Source organism: Nocardia yamanashiensis (assembly GCF_021183565.1).
Taxonomy (GTDB): domain Bacteria; phylum Actinomycetota; class Actinomycetes; order Mycobacteriales; family Mycobacteriaceae; genus Nocardia; species Nocardia yamanashiensis.
Genome location: NZ_CP089226.1, coordinates 1,930,753 through 1,956,423, shown reverse-complemented (window position 1 = coordinate 1,956,423; position 25,671 = coordinate 1,930,753). Strand labels below are relative to the sequence as shown.

The window sequence follows — 25,671 nt, the reverse complement described above, 5'->3', positions numbered from 1 at the left end:
ACACATCGCCGTGTCGAGACCAAGGATGCAGCGCTATTGGCGAAGTGTCAACAGAGTGTCAATTGCCCGCCGCCCGGGACTGATTGACCTCGGCGAGCGTCGTGAAGATCGGCGTGTCCGGATCCGCCTCGATGCCCTGACGGCGCAGATACCCATCGATCAGACCCCACACCAGCTCGGTCGCCCGGTCCACGAACTCGGAAGTCCGCTCCGGCGTTGGCGTATCGGAATCGGTCAGCCACAGATCCGTGATCGCCACCACCGCACCGATCAGCGCCCGCGACAGATAGTCCAAACCCGCGGTATCCAGAGGCACCGCCTCGGCGACCTGATGCGCCATCTTCGTCAACCGCCGCGCCGCCGCCCGCCCCAGATCCAGTTGCAGCACACCCGAACCCGACTGCTGCAACACCGGCGCCTGACCCAGATACCGGAAAACATTGGGATGCTCCAGGATTCCCTGCGCATACAGGGTGAACACCTTGTGCAGGGCCGCACGCGGCGGCTGCAGCATGAGCGTCATATCGCTGCCCGCCGCCGAAAACGCCTGCCGCGACATACGATCGGCGATCTCGGTGAACAGATCACCTTTGTCCGCGAACTGCCGGTACAACCGCGGCTTGGTAATGCTCGCCTCGCGGGCGATGTCGTCCATGCTCGGGCGCGGACCGTCCCGATCGATCACCCGGATCGCCGCGTCCACGATGTCGTCACGGGAAACCGGCCGGGATCCGGCGCTGGTACGAGCCACCCGCCGAGTGTACATGTACCGCCGGTACGGCATACAGCCCCCGGTTCCGCCCGGTTTGCCCCGTTGTTTACCGGGTAGTCAAGTGATCGAAACCACATCCGAGGTCAGCGAGACAGCATTGCCTTCACCTATACCGTACTGCCAGTATCGACAAACGTACCGGCGGTACGCACCGGTGTGCGCAGGGGTCACACCGGCACGACAACCAGCCGACTTCCCAACCGGAAAGACGCCGATGACAGACCCAGCAACACAACTCGCCACCACCCTCCGCGCGCCACTACCGCAGGCATTCGAGCAGCTCACCGACGCCGACCACACCGAACTCGAACGCCTCCTCACCACCGCGCTCCAGCAACGCGGCCACACCCTCGACACCGCCATCGGCAACTCCCTCGACATCGTCCCGCGCCTCATGCGCCCCGCCGTCAAGAAAGCACTGGGACTATGAGCGAACACCTCGTCGCCGTCGCCGAAACCACCAAACTCGCGCGCCTGCTCGGCATCACCGACCCCACCGAACTCGACTTCCTCGTCGACCTGCCACCCGCCGCCATCCGCCAATTCCGCGAACGCGCCACCGACCTGCTCTTCGACCGAGACGCCAAGCGGCTCAAAGGCATCGCCGCCGCCAGCAAACTCGTCCCCGTCGGCATCAGCGCCAAAATGGCCGAACGCGCCTTCGGACCCGTCCTGTGCGCCGCCGTCGCCAGCGCCGTCGAACCACAACGCGCCATCGACATCGCCAAAGCACTGCCCACCGGCTTCCTCGCCGAATGCTCGGTCCTGCTCGACCCCCGCCGCACCGCCGACATCATCGCCGCCGTCCCACCCAAAATGGTCGCCGACGTCGCCCGCGACCTACTCGCCCGCGGCGACCACATCACCATGGGCCGATTCGTGCACGTCGTCCCCGAACCCGCACTACGCGCCGCCGCGCCGATCATGAGCGACGTCGACCTGCTCCGCATCGGATTCCTGCTCGAAGACAAATCCGCCATCGACAACGTCCTGCACATCGTCGCCGACCGCGTCCCCGGCGTCATCCGCGCCGCCCACACCCAGAACATGTGGGCCGAAGGCATCGACCTGCTCGACTCCATCGCACCCCACAACCGCGCCTGGATCGGCGACATCACCGCCGGACTCGGCGGCGACGTCCTCGACGCCCTCATCGCCGCCGTCGCCGAACTCGACGCCTGGGCCACCCTGCTGCCCATCACCAGCGCCATGAGCCACGACAGCCTGCGCCTGTTCGCCGAACGCCCCGCCGTCCACACCGACCACATCCTCGCCGCCGTCATGGACACCGCCCTCGACGGCGGACAATGGGTCGACCTACTACCCCTCGCCGGCCACTTGCCCGCGCCCGCACTCGAATTCATCGCCCGCCGCGTCGGCGAACAAGACGACCACCGCCTCGGCGACCTCATCCGCGACGCCGACACCGCCGGACTCTGGGACGCCCTCATCCCCATCGCACTCGCCCTCACCGACGACAACCGCCGCCGCATGGCCGCACTGCCCGTCATGCAGGAAACCGAAGTGCTGCGCGCCGTCATCACCGCCACCGCCGACCACGAACTCTGGTCCCAGGCGCTCCCCCTGGTGGACGCACTCCCCGACAGCGCCAAACCCACCCTCGCCGCAGCCATCGGCGACCTCACCCGCGACCAACTCCTGGCCGCCGTCCTCGCCGCCTCCCGCAGCGACGACATCCACACCCTCGTCGACATCGCGCTCGCCCAGGAACCCAGCGGCCGCGCCCGCGTCCTGGACATCATCGACGGCATGGACGAACTCGAGGAATTCCTCACCGCCCTCACCACCGACACCCCGGACCCGGTGTGGCAGGCCCTCATCCAGGTCCGCGACGAAATCCCCGCCAACCTCCTGGCCCTGCTCGCCGAACGCGCCCGCGAACTCGGCCGCGACGCCGCCGCCGCACAACTCGAACCCGTCGGCGCCGGCACCGACTGACCCGCGCAGCGGGGTGCGGGCCGTCGCCCAGGCTCACGATGAGAGAATGGTCCGTCCCCCACCCCGCACACGAAGGACCAGCGCACCTCCCGATGGCCGAGCACACCACCCCGGTAAACCTGACCGACGCACCGGCCATCGATCCTGACGAGCTGGCCACCTGTCTGCGCGTCCTCGAACAAGCGGGACAACTCGACGCCAAACATCCGGACTCCGTCACCGTGCAACGCGCCGTCGGGCACATGTTCAAGAAGCTCAAGCGCAACAAGCGGATCGAATCACGGGAAGCCGTCGCCGCCGCCGACCGCGCAGTCGTCGCGGCCACCGCCACCGGATCGCCCAACCGCATCGACGACGAGACCGCGGGCATCCCCATCAGCTCCAGCACCGCCGACGGCAGCGCCGGCACCCTCATCCGACCGCGCCCCTGCTACATCTGCAAACAGCGCTACACCCGCGTCGACGCCTTCTACCACCAGCTCTGCCCCGACTGCGCCGCCCGCAGCCACGCCAAACGCGACGCCCGCACCGACCTCACCGGCCGCCGCGCCCTGCTCACCGGCGGCCGCGCCAAGATCGGCATGTACATCGCGCTGCGACTCCTGCGCGACGGCGCCCACCTCACCATCACCACCCGCTTCCCCAACGACGCCATCCGCCGCTTCGCCGCCCAGCCCGACAGCGCCGACTGGCTGCACCGGCTTCGCATCGTCGGCATCGATCTGCGCGATCCCGCCCAGGTCGTCGCTCTCGCCGATGACGTTGCCGCACAAGGGCCCCTGGACATCCTGATCAACAATGCCGCCCAGACCGTGCGCCGCAGCGCCGGCGCCTACAGCGCCCTCGTCGAAGCCGAGAACGGACCGCTGCCCGCCGGCGCCCTGCCCGACGTCGTCACCTTCGGCAAGACCATGCAGGCCCACCCCACCGCGCTCACCGCGTCGCTGACCCCGTCGCTCACCGCCGAGGACATCACCGACCTGGCGCTGGTCGCCGGATCGGCCACGCCCGAACGCATTTCGGCCGGCGTCGCCATCGACGCGGGCGGACTCGTGCCCGACCTCGCGCACACCAACAGCTGGGTGCAGGGCGTCGGCGAAGTCGATGCCACCGAACTGCTCGAAGTGCAGCTGTGCAACTCGGTCGCGCCGTTCATCCTCATCTCGCGCCTGCGCGCCTCCATGGCCTCGGCCGCGGCCAAGCGCAAGTACGTGGTCAATGTGTCCGCGATGGAAGGCGTCTTCGCCCGCGGCTACAAGGGGCCGGGCCATCCGCACACCAATATGGCCAAGGCCGCGCTGAACATGCTCACCCGCACCAGCGCCCGCGAAATGTTCGAGACCGACCGGATTCTCATGACCGCCGTCGACACCGGATGGATCACCGACGAGCGGCCGCACTACACCAAGATCCGCCTCGCCGAGGAAGGCTTCCACGCTCCCCTCGACCTGGTCGACGGCGCGGCGCGGGTGTACGACCCGATCGTGCGCGGTGAAGACGGCGACGATCTGCACGGGGTGTTCCTCAAGGACTACGAACCGTCCAACTGGTGAGTCCGGAGGGGGCGGCGGCCCCCTCCCCTCTTTTGCTGGTTCTTTGAACGTGACTTTTCGGTGTGGTGACGACTGTTGAGGTGCTTTTTCATGCATAGATGCGCATATTTCCGTATTGATATGTTAGATAACGACCCAGCGCTAAGGGCCTTCTTATAGACGTCACCCCCTACGACCTGGCGGAACTACATCGGTTCATGCCTGAGACGGCGGTGCATTGCACCCCTCGCCACACCCGGACATACATCACAAACTGCGCATATCCGCATGTGGCGATGCCTCTATCCGCTAATCCCCTCCCCCACCCCGCCGGGTCGGCGATAATCGATCACTATGCGCGGCAAAGGCATTGGCTCGGTCCTGCGCGACCGGGTCCCGTTCCTGCGATGGTCCTGGATTCGATTCGTGCTCGGCGCACCGACTTTCGTGCGCACGGGCCAGGTGGGCGACGGCCGGGAGGCCGCGGCCCGCAACTACGTACTGGCGCACTCGACCGCCGGCGACCCCGACAGCGTGCTCGCCGCCTTCGACGCCTACGCCCGCGACCACCGCCTGCTGGTGAACATCGGCGACGAGAAGGGCCTCATCCTCGATGCCGCGCTCGAGCGCGCCAAGCCCCGCCTGCTGCTCGAACTCGGCGCGTACTGCGGCTACAGCGCGGTCCGCACCGGCCGCGCCCTCTCCCCCGACGATCTGCTGGTCTCGGTCGAGTTCAATCCGGCCAATGCCGAGATCGCTCGCGCCGTCATCGCGCACGCGGGTCTGGCCGACCGGGTGAGCGTGGTGGACGGCAGCATCGGTGACGACGGCAAGACTCTGGCGCGGCTCGCCGATCACGGGTTCGGGCCCGGCACTTTGGATTTCGTCTTCATCGACCATGACAAAGATGCCTATCTCCCCGATCTGCGGACCTTGATCGGCACGGGCTGGTTCCATCCGGGCAGTGTGGTGCTGGCCGACAATGTCGGCGTTCCGGGCGCTCCCGGCTATCGCCGCTACATGCAGCAGGAGCAGGGCCGAACCTGGCAGACCACCGAGCATCGCACGCACGTCGAATATCAGTCCCTGCTACGGGATCTGGTGCTCGAATCGGTGTATCAGGGCTGAGCCGGCTCCCGCAGCAGCACGTCGAATTCCGGGGCGTCGTCCCAGGACGGACGCAGGGTGCCCACCCGGCGCCAGCCCCAGCTCAGATAGCGGCCGTAGGCGCGCTCGTTGGCCGGATCGACCAGCAGCGTGGCGCGCGATTCGGTTCGGCTGCCGAGTATTTCGTCGTGCAGCCGGCGCGCCAGCCCGCGCCCGGCGTACTCGGCGCAGACCATGATCTCCGACAGCGCGAAGGTGCGCCGCCCGGTCTCGGCGGTGAATTCGGCGAGGTCCCCCTCGTCCAGCACCAGGTGCTGCCACCACGCGGAGCCGGGAACCAGGGGCCAGCCCCAGGTCTGGCCCGCCGGTTTACCGTCGACATGCGCCAGCACCAGCACGAAACCGGACGATCGGGACGGGGCGGTGTAGGCGTCGAAGCGTTCCATGAACGCGTCCGGGGATTCGAACGGGTCACCGGATTCGATGGCCTCGACGTAGGAGCGGCGGAACACGTCTTCCACGAGGTCTCGGTGCCGGCGCGCCTGCGAGGGGGTGAAGTGCTGGAATTCGAGACCGGGGAGCGGGAGGGTCATGCGGTGATGGCTTTCCGAGACAGTAGATCGAACTGGCGGCCGAAGTCGTCGGCGACCGCCAGGTGGGTGGTGGCCACCCGGACCGGTTCCAGCACCCGCAGCGTGCGGGCGGAGGAGACCTCGGCCAAGTCCACCACCACCGGCAGCGCTTCGCCGAGCGCGCCGTGCAGATCGCCCATGCGGGCCCGGGTGGCGGCCGACCAGGCGCGCAGATTGGCGTCGTTGCGGGCGCTGCCGTCACCGCCGGTCGCGCCTTCGAAAAGCGCTACGGAGCGGTCGAATTCGCCCAAGTCGGCCCAGCCGCGGGCTTCGTGGCCGACGATCTCCAGGCGGGTGACGAAGCGCAGCCATTGCGGGCAATCGGCGAGTGCCTCGTAGGTGGTGGCGTAGTCGAGTTCGCGCCAGGCGGTGGCGATGGCGCGTTCGAAGGCGGGCCGGTCGGCGAGCATGGCGTATGCCTGGGCGTCGCGCACCGCGACCAGGGCGTGGATGCGGCCGGGCGGGCGGCCGCGCATCAGGTCCCGGGACCGGTCGATCAGTTTGAGCGCGTGATAGGGGCTGCCGGATCCGATGCGGGACAGGGAGATCAGCTGGGTCGCGGCGCTCAGGCAGGCGTGCGCGATGAGATCGCGGTCGTCGGCCTCGGTGCCCAGGGCGAGAGCATCCGCGTAGCAACGCCGGGCCAGTGGATGTCGCGCGGAATCGTAGGCCAGCCAACCGGTTTGGACCGCCAGTTCGCCGACCGCGCTGGTGAAGGCGTTCCCCGTGGGGGTGTCGTAGGCGCAGATGTCCAGGCGGTGTTTGGCTTTCGCGAGCTGTTCCACCGCGAAGTCCACCAGCGCGCCGCCGCCGATGCGCTGATCCTCCTGTTCGAGGGCGGCCACGCCCTGCACCAGCCGCCGCACATCGCTCATGCCGACGTGCTCGCCGCCGGTACCGAGAAAGGCCGCCGTCGCGCCGACCGCCGCCAGTTTTCCGAATTCTCGCCTCTTCACGGCGTCACCGACCTCCCAGGAATAGAGACCGAACGCGGTGCGTGATCCGTCGTCGAGCGCGGCGTGCCCGTCACTGGTGGCCGGCTGCTCGTGGGGCTGCCGTCCGTCCGGCGGGGTGAGCGCCGACGTGAAACGTTCCAATTGCGGGGTTTCGAGCCGGGTGAGGATGGTGTCCAACACTTGTGCCGACTTGCCGACGATCGGGCGGTGGGTGGTCGCCCGTTCCCATTTCCGGATGGTGGCCGGGACATACCCGGCGACATCGGCGAACTCCTCTTGCGTCAGCCGTAGGGCGGCCGTGCGCAATGCTCGGACTTCCTTACCGGTCCATCTGCTGACGATCATCGCCACTTCCGCCCTGGGGGTGCAACCGTGCGTATCGGAAGCGTATTACCTCCGTTGTGGTTCCGTGGCTGGGACGGGGAGACGATTTCGGCCACGCTCATGGCATGCCGGAACGAGCAAACAACGGGGCAAGGGGTGAAAGGTGAGGCCAGGCGCGATCGGCTATCTGCGGCGGGATGTGTCCGGCGAGCGGCAGCAGTGGGACGAGGCGCAGATCCGCAGCCTGGCTGCGCGGCTGGGATACGAGTTACGCAAGACGATCGTGTTCGGGCCGCATACCGCGGACCCGGTGTACCGGCTGGGCGTGGTGGTGGACCGGTTGGGGGTGGAGGCGGTGATCGTCCCCAGCCCCGGGCATTTCGATGGCGAACTGGTGCCCGGTGAGCTGGTGGCGAGAACCGATGTGATCACGGTGGAGCCGGAGACCACCTACGCCCGGTACGCCACCGGGGATCTGCCCGACCTCGGGGACGGGCGGCGGCTGTCCTCGTAGGCTGGAGGGCATGCTGTACCGGCTGCTCGCCGACGCCACCGCGATCGTGCACTTCCTGTTCGTGGCGTACGTGGTGGTGGGCGGATTCCTGGCCTGGCGTTGGCGGCGGACGATCTGGCTGCATCTGGCCGCCTTCGCCTGGGGTTTCAGTACGGTGTTGTTCGGGTTCGATTGCCCGCTGACCGATCTGGAGAATTGGGCGCGGCACCGCGCCGGGCAGGCCGGATTGCCGCCCAGCGGGTTCATCGATCACTACATCACCGGGGTGCTCTATCCGCGCAGTGCGCTGGAGTTGGTGCGGGTCGGGGTCGCGCTGGTGGTGCTGGCGTCCTGGATCGGATTCGCGGTGCTGGCCAGGCGGCGGGCGATGAAATCGGCCACGGCGGGCTGAGTTTCGGGCAGGTCGAGGTAGAAGTGGCCGCCGGGGAAGGTTTCGGTGGCGAAGTCGGCGCTGGTGAAGGCGCGCCAACCGGCGACCTGGTCGGGCGTGACCGTGGGGTCTTCGGAGCTGACCAGTGCGGTGATCGGGCAGGCCAGGGGTTCGCCCGGCAGGTAGCGGTAGGTTTCGACGGCTTGATAGTCGGCGCGCAGTGCGGGCAGTACCAGTTCGGCGAGGCTGGGTTCCTCGCGGAGGATGGCGACCGAGGCCGGTTCGTTGGAGAGCAGTTCCAGTTGACTGATCAGGTCCGCATCCGGACCTTGGTGTAATTGTCCGGTTTCGGCGAAATCGGGTGCGGGGCGGCCGGACACGATCAGGTGATCGACGGCGCGGCCGGCGGCTTCCACCCGGCGCGCGGCCTCGTAGGCGACGGTGGCGCCCATGCTGTGCCCGAAGATGGCCAAGCGCGGCGTCGTCGGCCAGCTCAGCATGTCCTGGGCGGCCCGCTCGGCGAGTTCGGTCAGTTCGGTCAGCAGCGACTCCCCCAGCCGATCCTGCCGGCCCGGATACTGCACCGCGAAAACCGCTGTGCCGGAACCGAAGCGCCGGGCCAGGGCGCGGTAGGCGGTGGCCGATCCGCCGCCGGGCGGGAATCCGACCAGCACGGTGTGCGGGGCGGGGTCGGGACGCAGTTCGCGCAGCCAGTCGGTGCCGGTGAGATTTGCCACCACGGATAAGCCTCCTCTGAGCACTAATGTCGGGCTCGTGGCTGAATACACGGATCTGGTCCACGCCTACGAGTCCGGGATCGGGGTCAACGGTTCGAGTATGCCCGCTGTGGATCCAGGCGCGAATCTGGCTGCGACGCTACCGGTGTGGGCGCTCGCCGGCGGGTCGGTGACCGCATACAGCAGGGCAACCGACCGGTTTCGGATGGCGGCCGGACTCGAACCTCTGGACGCAGTGCCCGATCCGGGCCGCATCGCCGCGGCCTTCGCCAGCGAACGGCTCTTCCGGGAGAACGGCGCCGCACCCGATGTCTTCGCTCCCCTGTCCGGCTTCTTCACCACCGCCGACGGCTGGATCCGCACCCACGCCAACTACCCGCACCATCGCACCCGCCTGCTCGCCGCCCTCGGCCTCCCCTCCGGCACCTCACGCGAGGAGTTCACGAAACACGTTGCGGCCCTGTCCGCGTCCGACATCGAGGACCGCGCTCACGAACACGGCGCGATCGCGGTCCGGGTACGCACCGAACACGAATGGGCGGCGAGCCCACAGGGCCGCGCGGCCGCCGCGGGACCGCTGGTCGCAATCGAGCCTCGCGAAGATCGGCGCACCGGCGGCGGCTCGTTCCCCGATGTCTCACGATCAGCTGCCGACACCACGAATCCACGCCGGCCGGCGGGCTCCGGTGACGAAATGAGTTCACACGGCGCGCAGAACCTCGGCGGCGGTGACATCACCGCCGGTGGCAGCTCGCCCGGGCCAGGGGCGAACCGGCGCAGCCAGGCCACGCTCGAAACCTGGTTCGCCCCAACCTCATTGCAACCGCTGCGCGGGGTGCGGGTGGTGGATATGACGCGGGTGATCGCGGGGCCGGTGGCGACGCGGGCGCTGGCGCTGCTGGGGGCGGAGGTGGTGCGAATCGATCCGCCGGGGCTGCCGGAGATCGAATGGCAATATCGGGATACTTGCCAGGGGAAAAGGACGACCTTACTTGATATTCGGACCGAATGGCCGTTATTTCGAGATCTGCTCGAGAATGCGGATGTGCTCATCTCAGGTTACCGACCGGGCGCTTTGTTACGAGCCGGAGTAGACGCCGGGCAAATTGATCCCGGAATTGTATACGGACGTGTATGCGCCTGGGGCGAACACGGTCCGTGGGGTGATCGGCGCGGGTTCGACAGCATCGTGCAGGCCGCGTCGGGGATCTCGCTCATCGAAGGCGCGCAAGGCGATTCGCGGAGCGAGGCCTCGGTCGGCGCGCTGCCGGCGCAGGCCCTCGATCACGCCAGTGGGTATTTGCTGGCGGCCGGGGTGCTCGACGCACTCGTGGCTCGTGGACACGACGGCATCGGGCGGGATGTGCGAGTCGCTTTGGCGCGCACCGCCTCCTGGCTGCTCGCCGCGCCGGGCCGGACTCCGGAGCATCCGCCGGCGGCCCTGCCGGACGCTCGCTACGCGGTAACTCACGACGGGATCACCACCGCGGGCCCGGCCTTGCCAGCCTATCCGGATTATCCGTTTCCGGCGCCGAAATACGGTGCGAATCCGGCAGCTTGGACAGCCTGACCGGTCGGTACCAAATGTGCGGGAAGCTTCACGATCACCTGCACGCACACCCGCAAGAACACCTCGGATAAATCTGAATTCCCCTCGTACAGTGGGCTTTTGTGCCGTTAATAGATGAGATGCTGAAACCGACATCGTTAATACCGACACACTTGCCGGCATGCGTATGGAGGTCGTCATCGTGGACACACCTGCTCCCCTGCTAACCGCGGCGGATTCCGGCACGGTCACAGTGGGTCGCCGGGAGTGGACCGGATTGGCGGTGCTCGCACTGGCATGCCTGGTGTATTCGATGGATCTCACCGTCCTGCACCTGGCCGTCCCACAGATCAGCGCCGAACTCCGCCCCACCAGTTCCCAATTGCTCTGGATCATCGACGTTTACGGATTCCTGGTCGCCGGATTGCTGCTCACCATGGGCACCATCGGCGACCGCATCGGGCGAAGACGACTACTCATGGTGGGCGCGGCCGCCTTCGCCGTGGTGTCGGTGATCGCCGCGTTCGCCCCCTCCGCCCCCGTGCTCATCGGCTGCCGCGCCCTGCTCGGCATCGCCGGCGCCACGCTCGCCCCCTCCACCCTCTCCCTGATCTTCACCATGTTCCGCGATGCCGAACAGCGCTCGGTGGCCGTCGGCGTCTGGGTCGGGTCCTATTCGGTCGGCGGCTCGATCGGCCCGCTCGCGGGCGGGTTCATGCTCGAACACTTCTGGTGGGGAGCGGTTTTCCTGCTCGCCGTGCCGGTCATGTTGCTGCTCATCGTGCTTGCGCCGCGGGTACTGCCCGAGTTCCGCGATCCGCATGCCGGGCAACTGGATCTGGTCAGCGCGCTGCTGTGCACCAGCGCCGTCCTGCTGGTGGTGTTCGGCATGAAGAAGGCCGCGCAGGACGGGCCGGGCGCGCCCGCGGTGTCCGCGCTGACCGCCGGGCTGCTCATCGGTTTCGTCTTCGTGCGCCGCCAGCTCACCGCGACCGAACCCATGCTGGATCTGCGGCTGTTCCGGCTGGCCAGCTTCCGCACCGCGCTGACCATCAATATGGTCGCGATCTTCGTTGCGTTCGGCTATTTCCTGTTCGTCGGCCAGTATTTCCAGCTGGTGCTGGGCATGTCGCCGTTGCGCGCCGGAATCTGCACCATCCCCGCGGGCCTGGGGTTCATGATCGGCTCCCAGCTGGGCCCGCGCATCGGCAAGATCGTGCGGCCCGCGTACATGATCGGCGGGGGCATGGCGATGGCCTCGGTGGGGCTGCTGCTGCTCACCCGGATCAGCGTGAACGGCGGGGTGGGCCTGGTCATCGCGGCATCGCTGCTGGTGTCCTTCGGTCTCGCACCGGTTTTCGGCATCACCACCGAGCTGATCGTGGGCACCGCGCCGCCGGAACAGGCGGGCGCGGCCTCGGGGCTGTCCGAAACGGGCGCGGAATTCGGTGGCGCGCTGGGGATCTCGATCCTCGGCAGCATCAGCATCGCCATCTACCGCAGCAATCTCGGCGAGACCCTGCCCTACGGGCTGCGCGATCCGGACGCGCACGCCGCGCGCGACACCCTGGGCGCGGCAATGGAAGTCGCCGATACCCTGCCCGGCAAACTGGGCTCCGCCGTGGCCGAGGCGGCCAAACAGGCCTTCCTCACCGGCATGCATCTGACCTCGGCCATCGCGGCGGGAGCGGCGCTGCTGCTAGCGTTCATCGCCATGGCGCGGCTGCGTCACATTCCGCCCGGGTAGCGCCGGGGTCAGCGGCCGCGCAGCGCCTCGATGGCGATGGTGAGCTCGTCACCGTCGAGGTGATCCGCGGCGGGCGCGCCGAGCCGCTGATTGACCGCCCCGCTGAACAGCATGAACAGCAGCTTGGCCACCGCCCGTGCCTGCCCGGCCGACAGGTCGGGGTGCACGCTGCGCAACTGCTGGGCGATGTCGGCGACCGCCTTGCCGGTCGCTTCGGCCAGGTAGAGCTGGGCTTCGGGATCGCGTGAGATCTGCACGGTGTTCTCGAAGCTCAGTTGCAGCTCTTCGCGATTGCGCTCGATCACGTCGGTGAGCCCGTTCCAGGTAGCGCCGAGGGCCGCCCAGAGGCTCTGCCCCTCGCCCGCGTCGGCGATGGCGGCGTCGATGCCGTCCCCGATCCCGGTGCCGACGCCCTCGGTGAGGGCTTCCATGACGAGCTTGTCCTTGGAGCCGAAGTGATAGCCGATGGCGGCGAGGCTGACGCCGGCTTCCTTGGCGATATCGCGCGCGGTGACCTTGGCCAGTCCGCGGTCCAGAATCGCCCGGCGCGCTCCCATCAAGAGGTCTTCTCGGTTTCCCATAACCCCACCCTACCAGCGTCTTAGACATTTGTTCTAGACAGGCGTGCGAGAGTCTGTTAGACATATGTCTTAGACAGACGTTCTCCACTACTTCGGGAGTCAGCAATGAGCACCACCGCCACCAACCTCCGCATCCTCGTCGCCGGCGGCGGCATCGCCGGGAATTCCGTTGCGCTGCAACTGCTGCGGGCCGGTATCGCGACCACCGTGGTCGAGCGCGCCGACGCTCCCCGGCCGGGCGGGCAGGCGGTGGATCTGCGCGGACCCAGCCGCCGGGTGGCCGAGCAGATGGGCCTGATGGAAGGCATTCGCAAGTACCAGCTCGACGAGGAGGCCATGATCCTGGTCGACCGCGCGGGCAAGGAGATCTACCGGATGGGCGCCGACATGTTCGGCGGCAAGGGCCCGGTCTCCGATATCGAGATCTCGCGCGGCGACCTGAACCAGGTGCTGCTGACCGCGGTCGCCGCGGCGGGCGGTGAACTCGACTACCGCTACGGCGAGTGGATCGAAGACCTCGCCCAGGACGAGACCGGCGTGGATGTCACCTTCGCCTCCGGCACGAGCGAGCGCTTCGATCTGGTGATCGCCGCGGACGGCGTCCACTCCGGTACGCGCAGGCTGGCTTTCGGGCCGGAGGAGCAGTTCGCCACCTACCTGGGCGGATACATGTCCTTCTACACCATCCCGACCCCGGCCGGGACCGACCCGCGCTGGATGACCATCCACCCGGTGCCGAAGGCCTCGGTCGGGGTGCGCGCCGATGCCGATCCGGCGACCTCCAAGGCCATCATCACGCTGCGGACCGAACAGGATCCGGCACTGCGCCGGGACGCGGCCGCGCAACGGCAGCTCATCCGGGACATGCTGGCCACCGCGGGCTGGATCGCGCCGGAGATCCTCGACGGCATGCTCACCACGCCCGACTTCTACTTCGACGAGCTGGTGCGCATCGATATGCCGACCCTCTCGGCCGGGCGCGTGGTGCTGCTGGGCGATGCCGGGTTCTGCGGCTCCCCGATGACCGGCATGGGCACCGCCATGGCGCTGGTCGGCGCCTATGTGCTCGCCGGTGAGATCGCTGCCGGCCCGGGCGATCTCGCGGCCGCGCTGACCCGCTACGAACAGGTCGTGACCCCATTCCTGGCCAAGGCCAAGGAGCTGCCGGGCGGTGGCATCAAGATGATGCTGCCCAACTCCGAACTGGGGCTCAAGGCCGCGACGACCATGGGCAAGCTCATGACCACCCGGATCATGCGCCCGGTCATGATGAAGATGCTCGACCAGACCGAGGACTACGAGCTGCCCACCTACTGAGTTCCCGGCGGCGGCTAGGCTCGACACGTGCGGCAGAAGATGATCATGGACGTCGACACCGGCATCGACGACTCGCTGGCCCTGCTCTATCTGCTCGCCTCCCCCGAGGCCGAGATCGTCGGAATCGCCGCCACCGCGGGCAATGTGGCAGCGGACCGGGTGGCCGCGAACAATCTGGCCTGGCTGGACGTGTGCCGGGCCGGGGAGATCGAAGTGGCGCTCGGGGCGGCGGAACCGCTGGCCATTCCCCTGCGAACCACCGAGGACACGCACGGACCCCAAGGTGTGGGGTATGCGGAACTGCCGCCCTCGCAACGGGAACTGTCCTCGCGCTCGGCCGCGCAAATGTGGGTGGAGCTGGTCCGGGCCCATCCCGGGGAGATCATCGGGCTGTGCACCGGGCCGCTCACCAATCTGGCGCTGGCGCTGCGGATCGAACCCGAACTGCCCCGGATGCTGCGCCGGCTGGTGATCATGGGCGGGGCGTTCAACCATCCCGGCAACACCACGCCCACCAACGAGTGGAACGTGCACGTGGATCCGGAGGCCGCCAAGGAGGTGTTCGACGCGTTCAGCGCGGCGCCGGCGGATCGGCGGCCGCTGGTGTGCGCGCTCGACATCACCGAGACCATCGAGATGCGGCCCAAGCACGTGGCGCTGCTGGCCGAGCGGGCCGGGAGCACGCCGGTGGAGCTGGTGTCGGAAAGCGATGGGCCGGAAGTGCGTTCGGCGGCGAGCAATCCGATCATCCGGTATTTCACCGATGCGGTGCGGTTCTACTTCGACTTCCATCAGCTCTACGACCAGGGCTATCTGGCGCATATGCATGATCCGTTCGCGGCGGCGGTGGCCTTGGATACGGCCTTGGCGCGCACCAGACCGGCGACGGTGGACGTAGAGCTTGCGGGGACCATCACCCGGGCCACCACGGTCGCGGACTGGGCGGGCATGTGGGAGCGGGAACCCAACGCGGACATCGTGATCGGGACCGATCCGGAGGAGTTCTTCGACCGCTTGATCAGCCGGGTGGGCGATTTCGCGCGCGCGGTGTACCCGCCGGAGGAGCAGGCGTGAACGACGACTACGTGGCCGGGCTGCGCACGCGGCTCGGCCTGCCCGGAATCATCGACATCCATACGCATTTCATGCCCGAACCGGTCATGCGCAAGGTGTGGGACTACTTCGATTCGGCGGGGCCGCTGATCGGGCGCGCATGGCCGATCGAGTATCGCGACGAGGAGCAGGTGCGGCTGAAGACGTTGCGCGGGTTCGGGGTTCGCGCCTTCACCTCGATGGTCTATCCGCACAAACCGGATATGGCGGCCTGGCTCAACAGCTGGACGGCGGATTTCGCGGCCCGCACCCCCGATTGCCTGCACACCGCGACGTTCTATCCCGAGCCGGGCGCGGGCGAGTACGTGCGCGCGGCGCTGGACGGCGGGACTCGGGTGTTCAAGGTGCACGTGCAGGTCGGGCAGTTCGATCCCGGCGATCCGCTGCTCGACGAGGTCTGGGGTCTGATCCAGGAGGCGGGAGTACCGGTCGTCATCCATTGCGGATCCGGGCCCACCCCGGGCAAATTCACCGGTCCCGGGCCGATTCGCGCGCTGCTGCGGCGTTTTCCGCGCCTGCGGCTGATCATCGCGCATCTGGGTGCGCCCGAGTACACCGAGTTCCTCGATATCGCGGCCGAGCACGACGCGGTCCTGCTCGACACCACCATGAACTTCACCGACTTCTTCGAATCGGCCGATCCCTTCCCGGCTTCGGAGTACCCGCGCCTGCGCGATTTCGGCGACCGCATCCTGTTCGGCAGCGACTTCCCGAACATCCCCTACCCCTACGGTCACGCCCTGCACGCGCTCGAGCGCTTGAACCTCGGCGACGACTGGCTGCGGCGGGTCTGCCACGACAATGCCGCGCGCGTATTCGGCCTCGGCCAACCATCACCACACCCCGGGAAAACCTCCCCGGTGTCGTCTGATTAGGGACTTTGGTCCATCCCCGGGCCGGGCGCCGCGGGCTATGTTGGTGGGATCAGTTCGGGACGGCAGATCGGACGGCGGCAAATGATCAAGGTGTTCCTCGTCGATGATCACGAGATCGTCCGTCGTGGCCTGATCGATCTGCTCGAGGGTGACCCGGAACTCACCGTGGTCGGCGAGGCCGGCGATGTGGCGCAGGCCCTGGCCCGGATTCCGGCGCTGCGCCCCGACGTGGCGGTCCTGGACGTGCGCCTGCCCGACGGCAACGGAATCGAACTGTGCCGGGAACTGCTGTCCCGGCTCGACGACCTACGCTGCCTGATCCTGACCTCGTTCACCGACGAGCAGGCCATGATGGACGCCATCCTGGCCGGGGCGAGCGGGTACGTGGTCAAGGACATCAAGGGCATGGAACTGGCCAAGGCCATCAAGGAGATCGGCTCCGGTCGCTCCCTGCTGGACAATCGCGCCGCCGCCGCGCTCATGGAACGCCTGCGACGCAGCACCGAACCCGACGGTCCCCTGGCCATGCTCACCGATCAGGAACGCAAACTCCTGGACCTGCTCGGCGAGGGCCTGACCAACCGGCAGATCGCCGAGCGCATGTTCCTGGCGGAGAAGACCGTCAAGAACTACGTCTCCCGATTGCTCGCCAAGCTCGGAATGGAACGACGCACCCAGGCCGCCGTGCTGGCGTCCCGATTGCGTTCGGGCACACCGTCTTCCCCGCGCGGCTGAGGGCTCACCACCGCACCGTCGAAATGCCGACGAGCACGCGGGCGAAGAAGCGCGGTCCGGTGTCCTCGCCATTGTGGTTGTAGGCGTTCATGATCTCCGCCAGTTCGGTGGCGACCGCCCGGATCGATTCCGGCTCCCAGCCGGGCGGCAGCTCGCTCATGGTGACGGTGATGGTGCCGTCGAACGGAACATCCACCGTGAAAACGACTTCCGGTGGAGCCGCGCGCAGGGCGCTGTATTCCTCGACCGCTTCACCGCTGTCGTCATCGGTGAAAGTGCGGGCCAAAGCGATATCGGCGCGGATCATTTCGGCCACGGCATCCAGATCGGCGTGCCGGCCCACGCGGTCGTGCCGGGCGCCGTAGACACGGTCGCCGCTGCTCCGGCCGGAATCCGCGCTACCCAGCATCCGATCGAGCATGCGCTGGGCGGCAGCGCGTTCCGCGGCGCCGGTCCCGGGGTGGTCGATGAGGGCTCTCAGGCGCGCGATTCGGGTGCTCACCCCTCGAGTATGCCTAGAATCTGCGCAGGGACATGGGCGGTAGTGAGCCGATGCTGCTCAGATAGGTGAGCAGGTTCAGCATCCAATTCAGTTCCCACCCCATCGCCACCATCTCCTTGGACTACCGGGTCAGTGGGTTGCTGGCCTATTGCGGGACGTGGATTATTCAGGGTACTCGCTGTTCGGGGGCGTAGCGGGCCAGACGTATTCGAATTCGGCCAGATCGAAACCTTGGGGCCAGTGGCCGATGCGTTCGACGGCGCGTACGCCGCCGTGACGCTCGTAGAAGGCGATCGCCGGATGGTTGTCCTTCAGCACTTCCAGGTACATGGGGTGGCCCGGGAACTCCGTGGCCGTCCAGTGCAGGGCGCGCCGCAGCAGCCGGCCGCCGATGCCGCCGCGTTTGAGATCGGGGCGGACGTGCAGGTTGTCCAGCAGGACGCGGCCGTCGGATTGGCGCGCCAGATAGGTGAACCCCAGCAGTTCGCCACCGGATTCCGCGACGAACAGCGCGGTCGCCGGATCGGCGGTGACGAGCCGCTCGCGCCACACGTCACGCCGGATGTCCGGGTGCAGGCTGTCGAGAAACGACTGCGGCATGATGCCCGCGTAGGCCGTACGCCAGCTCTGGATATGCAGTACCGCAACGGCTTCCGCGTCGGCGGGCGCTCCCGGCCGGATCTCGATGGTGTCCACGGGTACGAGCCTGCCAGACCGGCGACGGCGGCCCGCCGACCGGTCCGGCAGCGCCGGTCAGTGCGTGTCGAAGGCGCGCAGGATTTCCTCGGCGGCCAGGGCCGGGGTCAGCGAGCCGTCGCGGACCCGCTGCTCCACCTCGCCACGCAGGGATTTCACATTCGGATTGTCGGCCAGCCGGCGCAGCAGATTGTCGTGGACCATGGTCCAGGTCCAATCGACCTGCTGACGGCGGCGCTTCTCCAGGAATTCGCCCGCTTCGGTCAGGATGCGCCGGTGGGTCAGCACCGTATCCCAGAAGGTGTCCAGCCCCTGCCCGTTCAACCCGCTCATGGTGAGAACCGGTGGCCGCCACAGGGATTCGCGCGGATGGATGAGCCGCATGGCGCCCTGCAGTTCCCGGGCGGCGGCCTTGGCCTCGAGTTCGTGCTTGCCGTCGGCCTTGTTGACCGCGACCAGGTCGGCCAGTTCCAGCACGCCCTTCTTGATGCCCTGGAGCTGATCGCCGGTGCGGGCGAGGGTGAGGAAGCAGAACACGTCGACCATGTTCGCGACGGTGACCTCGGATTGGCCGACGCCGACGGTCTCCACCAGGATCACGTCGTAACCGGCGGCTTCCAGCAGCGCGATGGTCTCGCGGGTCGCCTTGGCCACACCGCCCAGCGTGCCCGCGGTGGGCGAGGGACGGATGAACGCGTCGCGTTCCACCGACAACCGGGCCATGCGGGTCTTGTCGCCGAGGATGGAACCGCCGGTGCGGGTGGAGGACGGATCCACCGCCAGCACCGCGACCCGATGCCCCTGCCCGATCAGGTACATGCCGAGCGCATCGATGAACGTCGATTTGCCGACACCCGGAACACCGGTGATGCCAACACGATTGGAGGTCACCGCACCGGACTCGGGCCCCAGCTTCAGCAGCAGCTGCTGCGCCAGTTCCCGATGGTCGGCCCGCGTCGACTCGACCAGGGTGATGGCCCGCGCCAGTCCGGCGCGCTGACCGGAGCGCACCTGCTCGGCCAGCGCATCGACATCGACGGTGCGGCGCGCGCCCGCCGCGACGCTGCGGGAGCCGGCCGCACCGGTCCCGGAAGTGGTGCCCAGGCGGGGTCCCCCGCCGTGTTCACCACTCCCCCAAGCGGCCTCGCTCATGCGTCCGTGCCGGTGCCGATCTCGTGGCCGAGGGATCCGGCCAGCTTCTTGATGAGATCGATGGCGGCGTCGGCGATGACGGTGCCGGGCGGGAAGATCGCCGCGGCGCCGGCCTCGTACAGCTCGTCGAAGTCACCGGGCGGAATCACGCCGCCGACGATGACCATGATGTCGGGGCGCCCGACATCGGCCAGTGCCTGCCGCAGGGCGGGCACCAGCGTGAGGTGACCGGCCGCGAGCGAGGAGACGCCGACGATGTGCACGTCGTTGTCCGCCGCCTGCTGGGCCACCTCTTCGGGGGTCTGGAACAGCGGGCCCACATCGACGTCCATGCCGAGGTCGGCGAAGGCGGTCGCGATGACCTTCTGTCCGCGGTCGTGCCCGTCCTGGCCCATCTTGGCGACCAGGATGCGGGGGCGGCGGCCTTCGGCCTCGCCGAATTCCTCGACCAGCTCGATGGCCTTGCTGATATTGGTCACCTTGCCCGCTTCCTCACGGTAAACGCCGGAGAGCGTACGGATCTCGGCCTGGTGGCGGCCGTAGACCTTTTCGAGGGCGTCGGAGATCTCGCCGACGGTGGCCTTGGCGCGCGCGGCCGCGATGGCCAGGGCCATCAGGTTGTTGTCCATGCCGCCCTCGGAAGAACCGGCGGCACGGGTCAATTCGGCGAGCGCCCGCTCGACCTCGGCCGAATCGCGTTCGGCGCGCAGCTTTTCCAGCTTGGCGTGCTGTTCGGCCCGCACCCGCGAGTTCTCGACCTTGAGCACCTCGATCGGGGTGTCTTCCTCGACCTGGTACTTGTTGACGCCGATCACCGGCTGCTGCCCGGTGTCGATGCGCGCCTGGGTGCGCGCGGCGGCCTCTTCGATGCGCAGCTTCGGAATGCCTTCCGAGATCGCCTGCGCCATACCGCCGTGCGCCTCCACCTCGGCGATATGGGCGCGGGCCCGCTCGGCGAGCTGGTGGGTCAGCCATTCGACGTAGTACGAGCCGCCCCACGGGTCGGCGGGGCGCGTCGTATTGGACTCCTGCTGGATCAGCAGCTGGGTATTGCGGGCGATGCGCGCCGAGAAGTCGGTCGGCAGCGCCAGCGCCTCGTCCAGGGCGTTGGTGTGCAGCGACTGGGTGTGGCCCTGGGTCGCGGCCATCGCCTCCACACAGGTGCGCGCCACATTGTTGAACACGTCCTGCGCGGTCAGCGACCAGCCCGAGGTCTGCGAATGGGTGCGCAGGGCACGCGATTTCGCGCTCTTGGGCTCGAACTTGGCGACCAGCTCGTCCCACAGCAGCCGCCCGGCGCGCAGCTTGGCGACCTCCATGAAGAAGTTCATGCCGATGGCCCAGAAGAACGACAGCCGCGGCGCGAACTGATCGATTTCCATGCCCGCGTCCAGCCCGGCCCGCAGGTACTCCACGCCGTCGGCGAGGGTGTAGGCCAGTTCCAGGTCGGCGGTCGCGCCGGCTTCCTGGATGTGGTAGCCGGAGATGGAGATCGAGTTGAACTTCGGCATCTTCGCGGAGGTGTAGGCGAAGATGTCGGAGATGATCCGCATCGAGGGCTTGGGCGGGTAGATGTAGGTATTGCGGACCATGAACTCCTTCAGAATGTCGTTCTGAATGGTTCCGGCCAGCTGTTCGGGCTTGACGCCCTGTTCCTCGGCGGCGACGACGTAGAGCGCCAGGATCGGCAGCACCGCGCCGTTCATGGTCATCGATACCGAAACCTGGTCCAGCGGAATCTGATCGAACAGTTCCCGCATATCCAGGATGGAGTCGATGGCGACGCCCGCCATACCGACGTCACCGGTCACGCGCGGGTGATCGGAGTCGTAGCCGCGGTGGGTGGCCAGGTCGAAGGCGACCGACAGGCCCTTCTGACCCGAGGCCAGATTGCGGCGGTAGAAGGCGTTGGAGTCCGCGGCGGTGGAGAAGCCCGCGTACTGGCGGATCGTCCACGGCTGGTTCACGTACATGGTCGGGTACGGACCACGCACGAACGGCGAGACGCCCGGCACGCTGTCGAGGGGGTAGCCCGCCTCGGCGATGGCGTCCCGGTCGGCCTTGGTGAACACCGGCGGCACGTCGATGCCTTCGGGGGTGGCCCAGGTGAGCTGTTCGGGCGCATAGTGATTGGCGGTGGCGGCCGCGGCGACGAAGTCGCTCACCTCGGCGGCGCTCACCTGGGCGGCGGTGGCGTCACCGTCGGCCAGCGGCACCTCGGCGAAATTGCCGATGCGATGCTTGATCTCACTCATTCCTATGCTCCCAGCTTCTCGAGCAGGCCGGACAGCGCCGCGACCGCGTCGATGCGGGCGGCCACGAAACCATCGGGGCGCGAGGTTCCGGTCAGGTCGGCGACCACCTTGTCCGGACCGGCCAGCAGCACGGTGGTGACGCCCGCGGCGCGCAGGGCGTCCACGGCGGTGCCGGCTTCGGTGGTGTAGCGCTTGTCGGCGCCGCACAGCACGGCGATCGACGCACCGGATTCGGTTGCGGCCTTACCGATCTCGTCCAGGCCGATGGCGCCCGGATGCACCGCTTCGATACCGCCGGAGGCGAGCAGGTTGGCGGTGAAGGTGACGCGGACATTGTTCTCCGCCACCGGTCCCAGCGGCACCAGCAGCGCCTTGGGGCGCGCGCCGTTGGCGATCAGGAAGGCATCGGAGCGGTTGCGCAGTTCCTCGAACGCGGCGCCGTAGCGGGCGGTCGCGCCGGGCACGCGGGCCGCTTCCGACAGCGGCTCCTCGCCCAGGTTCGGGAACTCGTTGACGCCGGTGACGGCGGTCTTGCGGTGCGCCACATCGGAATCGCGGCGGGTCTTGGTCTCGGCGATGCGCTCGGCCAGCAGACCGGCCTGCAACGCGGCCAGGTAACCGCCCGCCTGCTCGATCTCCTGCATGAACTCCCACGCCTTGGCGGCGAGTTCGTCGGTGAGCGAATCGACGTACCAGGAACCGGCGGCCGGGTCCTGCACGTGACCCAGGTGCGATTCCTCGAGCAGCAGCAGCTGGGTGTTGCGGGCCATGCGCTGCGAGAACGCCTGCGAGACACCGAGTTCCCCGGCGGGCAGGGCGTCGTCGAAGGGCAGCACGGTGACATAGTCCGCACCGCCGACGCCCGCGCCGAACGCGGCCAGGGTGGTGCGCAGCATGTTCACCCACGGATCGCGCTGGGTCATCATGGCGGGCGAGGTGACGGCCTGCTGCGGGGCATTGCCGAACGCGGGCGCGCCGCACACCTGGGCCACGCGGGCCCAGAGCCGGCGGGCGGCACGGAATTTTGCGATGGTCTCGAACTGGTCGTCGGTGGCGGCGAAGCGGAACTCCAGCTGGCCCAGCGCATCCGCGATATCGGCGCCCGCGTCGGTGAGCGCGCGCAGGTATTCCAGACCGGCGGCGACGGCCGCGCCCAGCTCCTGGGCATCGGAGGCGCCCTGGTTGTGGAAGGCCACGCCGCACACGGTGATGGCGCGGACGGTCTCCGGCCGGGCCACCGCCTGCTGGGCCAGCGCCACCGCGCCGTCCAGGTCGATGGCCGGCGAACCAGCGAACAGGCTGGTCAGCGGGGTCGCGCCGAGCGAGACCTTGATCGCCTTGCGATCCTCGGCCTGGTAACCGTCGAGCACCGAGAACAGCTGCGCGGCAGCCTCGTTCACCTCGTCACCGGCGCGCAGGGTGATCGGCGCGAGATCGAAGAGCATGCCCTTGACGGCCGTCTTCAGGTCGGCGACGGGCACCGCGTCGGCGCCCACGCTCAACCACACGGCGCTGACGCCGTTCTCGAGCGCGAACAGGATCTCCTGGTTCACGGTCTCGGCATCGGTCCCACCGAAGCGCTGGCTCACGTACCAGCCCCGGTGCACGTCCCGGGCGGCATCGCCACCGCGCACGAACGGGAACTGCCCCGGCAGCGGCTGCTCGGGCAGCTCGTCGCGACGGGTGTACAGCGGATCGACGGTCAGGCCGTCGTAGGTCTTTACCGCAAGCAGCTTCTCCGGTTCGTCCGGCAATTCGGACACATCCACCTTGCGGGCCTTGGCCAGCACCCCGGCGACACCCTTGCGCCAGGCGGCATACCCGGGCACCGGTTCGGTGCCCGAGTCTGAAGCAATCGGCATAGCTGCTGTTCCCTCTTCCACTCACTGACCGGATGACCGGTTTCTACTGCATTCCCACAGCTCAACGGGCACTTCGGTTAACGAGCATTCATCGTCTTTACCCTGATGCTAACCGCAGCATTGTGATTCCCGTCCACGGAGTCCCACTACCAGCGGGTAACCTGGCGCGGTGCCAACAACCGAGAGCAGGCCCCGGACCCGCCTGTCCGCCCAGCTCACCCGCCTGCCCGAGCTGCTGCGCCGGCTCCGCGAACCGCGGGTCGTAGTCGCCCTGCTCGCCTGCGGCGTGTTGTTCGCCCTGGCCGCCTTCGCACCCCACCCCGGGCCGCAGCAGATCCGCTCCTGGGCCGATTCGGTGGGCCCGGCGCTGCCGCTGGTCTTCTTCGCCCTGCACACCCTGGTGTGCGTACTTCCCTTCCCGCGCACCATCTTCACCCTCAGCGCGGGCATGCTCTTCGGGTCGGCACTGGGCCTGACGCTGGCCTTGACCGCCACCACCCTCAGCGCCGTCCTGGCCCTGGTCCTGGTCCGCGCCCTCGATCACGACCGGGTCCGCGCCCGCCTCACCCATCCCGCCGTCCAAGCCGTGGACGCCCGCCTGGCCCGCCGCGGCTGGCTCGCGATCGGCTCACTGCGCCTGATCGCCTTCGCCCCCTTCTCCATCGTCAACTACTGCGCGGCCCTGTCCTCGATCCGCATGACCCCCTATGTCATCGCGACCGTCTTCGGCATCCTGCCCGGAACCATCGGCACCGTCCTGCTCGGCGACGCGCTCACCAACCGCACCTCCCCCACCCAGCTGGCGATCACCGCCCTGTGCCTGGCCGCCGGCGTCGCCGGACTGGTCGTCGACGCCCGCATGGCACTGCCCGGCGAGCGCTGATCACCCCGCGCCCCAGCCGAGAACCTTTTCGAGCCTTACCGCCTTCGGCTCCGGTCACACGGCGGTGCCGTTGTCGGGGTCCATGCCGCCGAGTCCGTCGGGAGATTCGGTCTCGCCCTCCGGGTCCCGGTCGGCGGTCACGGCCTCGTGTTCGTCGGCGAATTCGGTGCTCTGCGCATCGTCGTCGAGGTCCGCGCGCTCACGCGGATCGCCGGTTTTCCGGTTCATCACAGCTCCTGGTTCTGGCGGCGCTCGCCGGGGCGGGTCGCGGTGGGGCGGATTCGATCGACGAGGTCGCTCTACCCGTGGGCCGGGAGCGCAAACGGGCATGTCGCCGGTTGATCGCCGAGGAGCGGGGTATCACCGTCGAGCACACCGTCCACGTCGCGTCCAGGAGCCCGCCTTGTCCGATCTTCGCGCTCTCCGCCATGACGCCCGGCGATCGGCTCGGGCGGTGTGACGAATGCGATTGCGGCACAGCACGATCGAGGGCGACGGCATCTTGCGCCGACGGCGGGGGCGGGGGTTCTCCTACGTCACCAGCGCCGGTGAGGTGGTTCGTGACGAGGAGACGCTGCGGCGGATTCGGGAGCTGGCGATTCCACCGGCTTGGCGCAAGGTGTGGATCTGCGCGTATCCGAACGGTCATATCCAGGCGGTGGGGCGTGACGCGGCGGGCCGCAAACAGTATCTCTACCACGCACAATGGCGGAGGGAACGGGACGAGGAGAAGTTCGACCGGGTACTGGAGCTGGCGACCCGGCTGCCGGACTTGCGCGAGCGGTTGCGCGCCGACCTGGATCGGCGGGGGCTGGACGAGGATCGCGTCCTGGCCGCCGCGATCACGCTGCTCGACTCGGGGGTACTGCGGGTCGGCGGTGAGGAGTACGCCGAGACGAACGGGTCACACGGGGTCGCGACGCTGCTGCGCGAGCATGTCCGGGTGCACGGCGCGCGGATCGCGCTCGATTTCCCGGCCAAGAGCGGTATCCGGTGTCAGGCCGAAGTGTGCGATGTCGCCTTGGCGAAAGCATTGCGGGCGTTGCTGACCGCTCGCACGGACACGCAGCGGCTGTTCGTCTACCGGGATCGAACGGGCCTCCACGAAGTGCACGCCGACACGGTCAACGCCCGCTTCCGGGAGCTCACCGGGCCCGAGTTCAGCGTCAAGGATCTGCGCACCTGGCAGGCGACCGTGCTGGCCGCCGCCGGGCTCGCGACCGTGACCGCGCCGAGTTCCGTGCGGGGCCGCAAAACCGTGGTGCGGCAGGTGATGTCGGATGTGGCCGAATTGCTGGGCAATACGCCCGCCGTGGTGCGCGCCTCCTATGTCGATCCGCGTGTGCTGCGCGCTTTCGAGGAGGGCGTCACGATCGCCGCCGCCCTGGGCCGGGCGCGCCGCGCGGACAGTCCGCAGGCGCAGCGCGACATCGTCGATCGGGCGGTGATCCGGTTGCTGCGGCGCACGCATCAATCGGCGGCCATCGGGTAGCTCGTCGGT

At 68.3% G+C, this 25,671-nt stretch carries 24 protein-coding genes and 1 pseudogene; 14 read left to right on the top strand and 11 right to left on the bottom strand.

Annotated features, from left to right (window positions below; all coding sequences use genetic code 11):
- Window positions 1-58 precede the first annotated feature (58 nt).
- A complete protein-coding gene (locus LTV02_RS09375) occupies window positions 59-751 on the bottom strand; it encodes a TetR/AcrR family transcriptional regulator (protein ID WP_233039603.1) in 693 nt (230 codons plus the stop codon).
- Window positions 752-986: 235 nt separating this feature from the next.
- Here LTV02_RS09375 and LTV02_RS09370 point away from each other — a divergent pair, with 235 nt between their 5' ends.
- From LTV02_RS09370 to LTV02_RS09355, 4 genes are all read left to right on the top strand, one after another.
- Window positions 987-1,202, top strand: coding sequence for a hypothetical protein (locus LTV02_RS09370; RefSeq protein ID WP_233039602.1), 216 nt, complete (start codon window positions 987-989; stop codon window positions 1,200-1,202).
- The gene (locus LTV02_RS09365; RefSeq protein ID WP_233039601.1) at window positions 1,199-2,731 is read left to right on the top strand and encodes a hypothetical protein; all 1,533 of its coding nucleotides are present in this window, start codon (window positions 1,199-1,201) and stop codon (window positions 2,729-2,731) included. The genes LTV02_RS09370 and LTV02_RS09365 overlap by 4 nt, the downstream gene beginning before the upstream one ends.
- A 92-nt stretch (window positions 2,732-2,823) precedes the next feature.
- A complete protein-coding gene (locus LTV02_RS09360) occupies window positions 2,824-4,284 on the top strand; it encodes an SDR family NAD(P)-dependent oxidoreductase (RefSeq protein ID WP_233039600.1) in 1,461 nt (486 codons plus the stop codon).
- Between the two features lie 333 nt (window positions 4,285-4,617).
- Entirely contained in the window at window positions 4,618-5,391 is a 774-nt protein-coding gene (locus LTV02_RS09355) for an O-methyltransferase (protein ID WP_233039599.1), read from the top strand.
- Here LTV02_RS09355 and LTV02_RS09350 read toward each other — a convergent pair.
- Both LTV02_RS09350 and LTV02_RS09345 read right to left on the bottom strand, forming a co-directional pair.
- A complete protein-coding gene (locus tag LTV02_RS09350; protein WP_233039598.1) occupies window positions 5,382-5,963 on the bottom strand; it encodes a GNAT family N-acetyltransferase in 582 nt (193 codons plus the stop codon). The two genes, LTV02_RS09355 and LTV02_RS09350, sit on opposite strands and share 10 nt — an antisense overlap.
- The gene (locus LTV02_RS09345) at window positions 5,960-7,303 is read right to left on the bottom strand and encodes a helix-turn-helix domain-containing protein (RefSeq protein ID WP_233039597.1); all 1,344 of its coding nucleotides are present in this window, start codon (window positions 7,301-7,303) and stop codon (window positions 5,960-5,962) included. The genes LTV02_RS09350 and LTV02_RS09345 overlap by 4 nt, the downstream gene beginning before the upstream one ends.
- 142 nt (window positions 7,304-7,445) lie before the next feature.
- Here LTV02_RS09345 and LTV02_RS09340 point away from each other — a divergent pair, with 142 nt between their 5' ends.
- Both LTV02_RS09340 and LTV02_RS09335 read left to right on the top strand, forming a co-directional pair.
- A complete protein-coding gene (locus LTV02_RS09340) occupies window positions 7,446-7,796 on the top strand; it encodes a hypothetical protein (protein ID WP_233039596.1) in 351 nt (116 codons plus the stop codon).
- A 10-nt stretch (window positions 7,797-7,806) separates the two neighbouring features.
- Window positions 7,807-8,187, top strand: a complete 381-nt coding sequence (locus tag LTV02_RS09335) for a DUF2784 domain-containing protein (RefSeq protein ID WP_233039595.1) — start codon at window positions 7,807-7,809, stop codon at window positions 8,185-8,187.
- Between the two features lie 29 nt (window positions 8,188-8,216).
- On the opposite strand, the pseudogene LTV02_RS09330 reads toward LTV02_RS09335, so the two are convergent.
- Window positions 8,217-8,840 (bottom strand): annotated as a pseudogene (locus LTV02_RS09330) (thioesterase II family protein); the annotation flags it as partial.
- Window positions 8,841-9,003: 163 nt separating this feature from the next.
- Between LTV02_RS09330 and LTV02_RS09325 the strand changes: the two are divergent.
- Complete coding sequence (locus tag LTV02_RS09325) at window positions 9,004-10,473, top strand: CoA transferase (protein ID WP_233041538.1); 1,470 nt, start codon at window positions 9,004-9,006, stop codon at window positions 10,471-10,473.
- A gap of 166 nt (window positions 10,474-10,639) precedes the next feature.
- Window positions 10,640-12,199 carry an MFS transporter gene (locus tag LTV02_RS09320; RefSeq protein ID WP_408639395.1) on the top strand — a complete coding sequence of 520 codons (1,560 nt, stop codon included), beginning with the start codon at window positions 10,640-10,642 and terminating at the stop codon, window positions 12,197-12,199.
- Window positions 12,200-12,207: 8 nt separating this feature from the next.
- Here the strand turns inward: LTV02_RS09320 and LTV02_RS09315 are convergent, their stop codons facing one another.
- On the bottom strand, window positions 12,208-12,780 hold the full coding sequence (locus LTV02_RS09315; protein WP_233039593.1) for a TetR/AcrR family transcriptional regulator: 573 nt from the start codon (window positions 12,778-12,780) through the stop codon (window positions 12,208-12,210).
- 105 nt (window positions 12,781-12,885) lie between these two features.
- Here LTV02_RS09315 and LTV02_RS09310 point away from each other — a divergent pair, with 105 nt between their 5' ends.
- The 4 genes from LTV02_RS09310 to LTV02_RS09295 all read left to right on the top strand — a co-directional run bounded on the left by LTV02_RS09310 (window position 12,886) and on the right by LTV02_RS09295 (window position 16,820).
- The gene (locus LTV02_RS09310; RefSeq protein ID WP_233039592.1) at window positions 12,886-14,097 is read left to right on the top strand and encodes an FAD-dependent monooxygenase; all 1,212 of its coding nucleotides are present in this window, start codon (window positions 12,886-12,888) and stop codon (window positions 14,095-14,097) included.
- Between the two features lie 39 nt (window positions 14,098-14,136).
- The gene (locus tag LTV02_RS09305; RefSeq protein WP_233041537.1) at window positions 14,137-15,171 is read left to right on the top strand and encodes a nucleoside hydrolase; all 1,035 of its coding nucleotides are present in this window, start codon (window positions 14,137-14,139) and stop codon (window positions 15,169-15,171) included.
- The gene (locus tag LTV02_RS09300) at window positions 15,168-16,085 is read left to right on the top strand and encodes an amidohydrolase family protein (protein WP_233039591.1); all 918 of its coding nucleotides are present in this window, start codon (window positions 15,168-15,170) and stop codon (window positions 16,083-16,085) included. The genes LTV02_RS09305 and LTV02_RS09300 overlap by 4 nt, the downstream gene beginning before the upstream one ends.
- 81 nt (window positions 16,086-16,166) lie before the next feature.
- Complete coding sequence (locus LTV02_RS09295; RefSeq protein WP_233039590.1) at window positions 16,167-16,820, top strand: response regulator; 654 nt, start codon at window positions 16,167-16,169, stop codon at window positions 16,818-16,820.
- A gap of 4 nt (window positions 16,821-16,824) precedes the next feature.
- Here LTV02_RS09295 and LTV02_RS09290 read toward each other — a convergent pair whose 3' ends face one another.
- The 5 genes from LTV02_RS09290 to LTV02_RS09270 all read right to left on the bottom strand — a co-directional run bounded on the left by LTV02_RS09290 (window position 16,825) and on the right by LTV02_RS09270 (window position 23,287).
- Window positions 16,825-17,322: a hypothetical protein gene (locus tag LTV02_RS09290; RefSeq protein WP_233039589.1), complete on the bottom strand. Its 498-nt coding sequence runs from the start codon at window positions 17,320-17,322 to the stop codon at window positions 16,825-16,827.
- A gap of 162 nt (window positions 17,323-17,484) precedes the next feature.
- A complete protein-coding gene (locus tag LTV02_RS09285) occupies window positions 17,485-18,018 on the bottom strand; it encodes a GNAT family N-acetyltransferase (protein ID WP_233039588.1) in 534 nt (177 codons plus the stop codon).
- Window positions 18,019-18,075: 57 nt separating this feature from the next.
- Window positions 18,076-19,170: a methylmalonyl Co-A mutase-associated GTPase MeaB gene (gene meaB / locus LTV02_RS09280; RefSeq protein WP_233039587.1), complete on the bottom strand. Its 1,095-nt coding sequence runs from the start codon at window positions 19,168-19,170 to the stop codon at window positions 18,076-18,078.
- Window positions 19,167-21,425 carry a methylmalonyl-CoA mutase gene (scpA, locus tag LTV02_RS09275; protein ID WP_233039586.1) on the bottom strand — a complete coding sequence of 753 codons (2,259 nt, stop codon included), beginning with the start codon at window positions 21,423-21,425 and terminating at the stop codon, window positions 19,167-19,169. The genes meaB and scpA overlap by 4 nt, the downstream gene beginning before the upstream one ends.
- A 2-nt stretch (window positions 21,426-21,427) precedes the next feature.
- Window positions 21,428-23,287, bottom strand: coding sequence for a methylmalonyl-CoA mutase family protein (locus LTV02_RS09270; RefSeq protein WP_233039585.1), 1,860 nt, complete (start codon window positions 23,285-23,287; stop codon window positions 21,428-21,430).
- A gap of 232 nt (window positions 23,288-23,519) precedes the next feature.
- On the opposite strand from LTV02_RS09270, the gene LTV02_RS09265 reads away from it, so the two are divergent.
- Window positions 23,520-24,170 carry a TVP38/TMEM64 family protein gene (locus tag LTV02_RS09265; protein WP_233041536.1) on the top strand — a complete coding sequence of 217 codons (651 nt, stop codon included), beginning with the start codon at window positions 23,520-23,522 and terminating at the stop codon, window positions 24,168-24,170.
- A gap of 54 nt (window positions 24,171-24,224) precedes the next feature.
- On the opposite strand, the gene LTV02_RS09260 is transcribed toward LTV02_RS09265, so the two are convergent.
- A complete protein-coding gene (locus LTV02_RS09260; protein WP_233039584.1) occupies window positions 24,225-24,398 on the bottom strand; it encodes a hypothetical protein in 174 nt (57 codons plus the stop codon).
- Window positions 24,399-24,633: 235 nt separating this feature from the next.
- Between LTV02_RS09260 and LTV02_RS09255 the strand changes: the two genes are divergently transcribed.
- The gene (locus LTV02_RS09255) at window positions 24,634-25,662 is read left to right on the top strand and encodes a DNA topoisomerase IB (RefSeq protein ID WP_233039583.1); all 1,029 of its coding nucleotides are present in this window, start codon (window positions 24,634-24,636) and stop codon (window positions 25,660-25,662) included.
- Window positions 25,663-25,671: the final 9 nt, after the last annotated feature.

What these genes read in the sequence shown, in the direction of transcription:
- LTV02_RS09370 (WP_233039602.1), top strand. Translation starts at nt 987, where the DNA reads ATGACAGACCCAGCAACACAACTCGCCACCACCCTCCGCGCGCCACTA.
- LTV02_RS09365 (WP_233039601.1), top strand. Translation starts at nt 1,199, where the DNA reads ATGAGCGAACACCTCGTCGCCGTCGCCGAAACCACCAAACTCGCGCGC.
- LTV02_RS09360 (WP_233039600.1), top strand. Translation starts at nt 2,824, where the DNA reads ATGGCCGAGCACACCACCCCGGTAAACCTGACCGACGCACCGGCCATC.
- LTV02_RS09355 (WP_233039599.1), top strand. Translation starts at nt 4,618, where the DNA reads ATGCGCGGCAAAGGCATTGGCTCGGTCCTGCGCGACCGGGTCCCGTTC.
- LTV02_RS09350 (WP_233039598.1), bottom strand. Translation starts at nt 5,963, where the DNA reads ATGACCCTCCCGCTCCCCGGTCTCGAATTCCAGCACTTCACCCCCTCG.
- LTV02_RS09345 (WP_233039597.1), bottom strand. Translation starts at nt 7,303, where the DNA reads ATGATCGTCAGCAGATGGACCGGTAAGGAAGTCCGAGCATTGCGCACG.
- LTV02_RS09335 (WP_233039595.1), top strand. Translation starts at nt 7,807, where the DNA reads ATGCTGTACCGGCTGCTCGCCGACGCCACCGCGATCGTGCACTTCCTG.
- LTV02_RS09325 (WP_233041538.1), top strand. Translation starts at nt 9,004, where the DNA reads ATGCCCGCTGTGGATCCAGGCGCGAATCTGGCTGCGACGCTACCGGTG.
- LTV02_RS09320 (WP_408639395.1), top strand. Translation starts at nt 10,640, where the DNA reads ATGGAGGTCGTCATCGTGGACACACCTGCTCCCCTGCTAACCGCGGCG.
- LTV02_RS09315 (WP_233039593.1), bottom strand. Translation starts at nt 12,780, where the DNA reads ATGGGAAACCGAGAAGACCTCTTGATGGGAGCGCGCCGGGCGATTCTG.
- LTV02_RS09310 (WP_233039592.1), top strand. Translation starts at nt 12,886, where the DNA reads ATGAGCACCACCGCCACCAACCTCCGCATCCTCGTCGCCGGCGGCGGC.
- LTV02_RS09305 (WP_233041537.1), top strand. Translation starts at nt 14,137, where the DNA reads ATGATCATGGACGTCGACACCGGCATCGACGACTCGCTGGCCCTGCTC.
- LTV02_RS09295 (WP_233039590.1), top strand. Translation starts at nt 16,167, where the DNA reads ATGATCAAGGTGTTCCTCGTCGATGATCACGAGATCGTCCGTCGTGGC.
- meaB (WP_233039587.1), bottom strand. Translation starts at nt 19,170, where the DNA reads ATGAGCGAGGCCGCTTGGGGGAGTGGTGAACACGGCGGGGGACCCCGC.
- scpA (WP_233039586.1), bottom strand. Translation starts at nt 21,425, where the DNA reads ATGAGTGAGATCAAGCATCGCATCGGCAATTTCGCCGAGGTGCCGCTG.
- LTV02_RS09270 (WP_233039585.1), bottom strand. Translation starts at nt 23,287, where the DNA reads ATGCCGATTGCTTCAGACTCGGGCACCGAACCGGTGCCCGGGTATGCC.
- LTV02_RS09260 (WP_233039584.1), bottom strand. Translation starts at nt 24,398, where the DNA reads ATGAACCGGAAAACCGGCGATCCGCGTGAGCGCGCGGACCTCGACGAC.
- LTV02_RS09255 (WP_233039583.1), top strand. Translation starts at nt 24,634, where the DNA reads ATGCGATTGCGGCACAGCACGATCGAGGGCGACGGCATCTTGCGCCGA.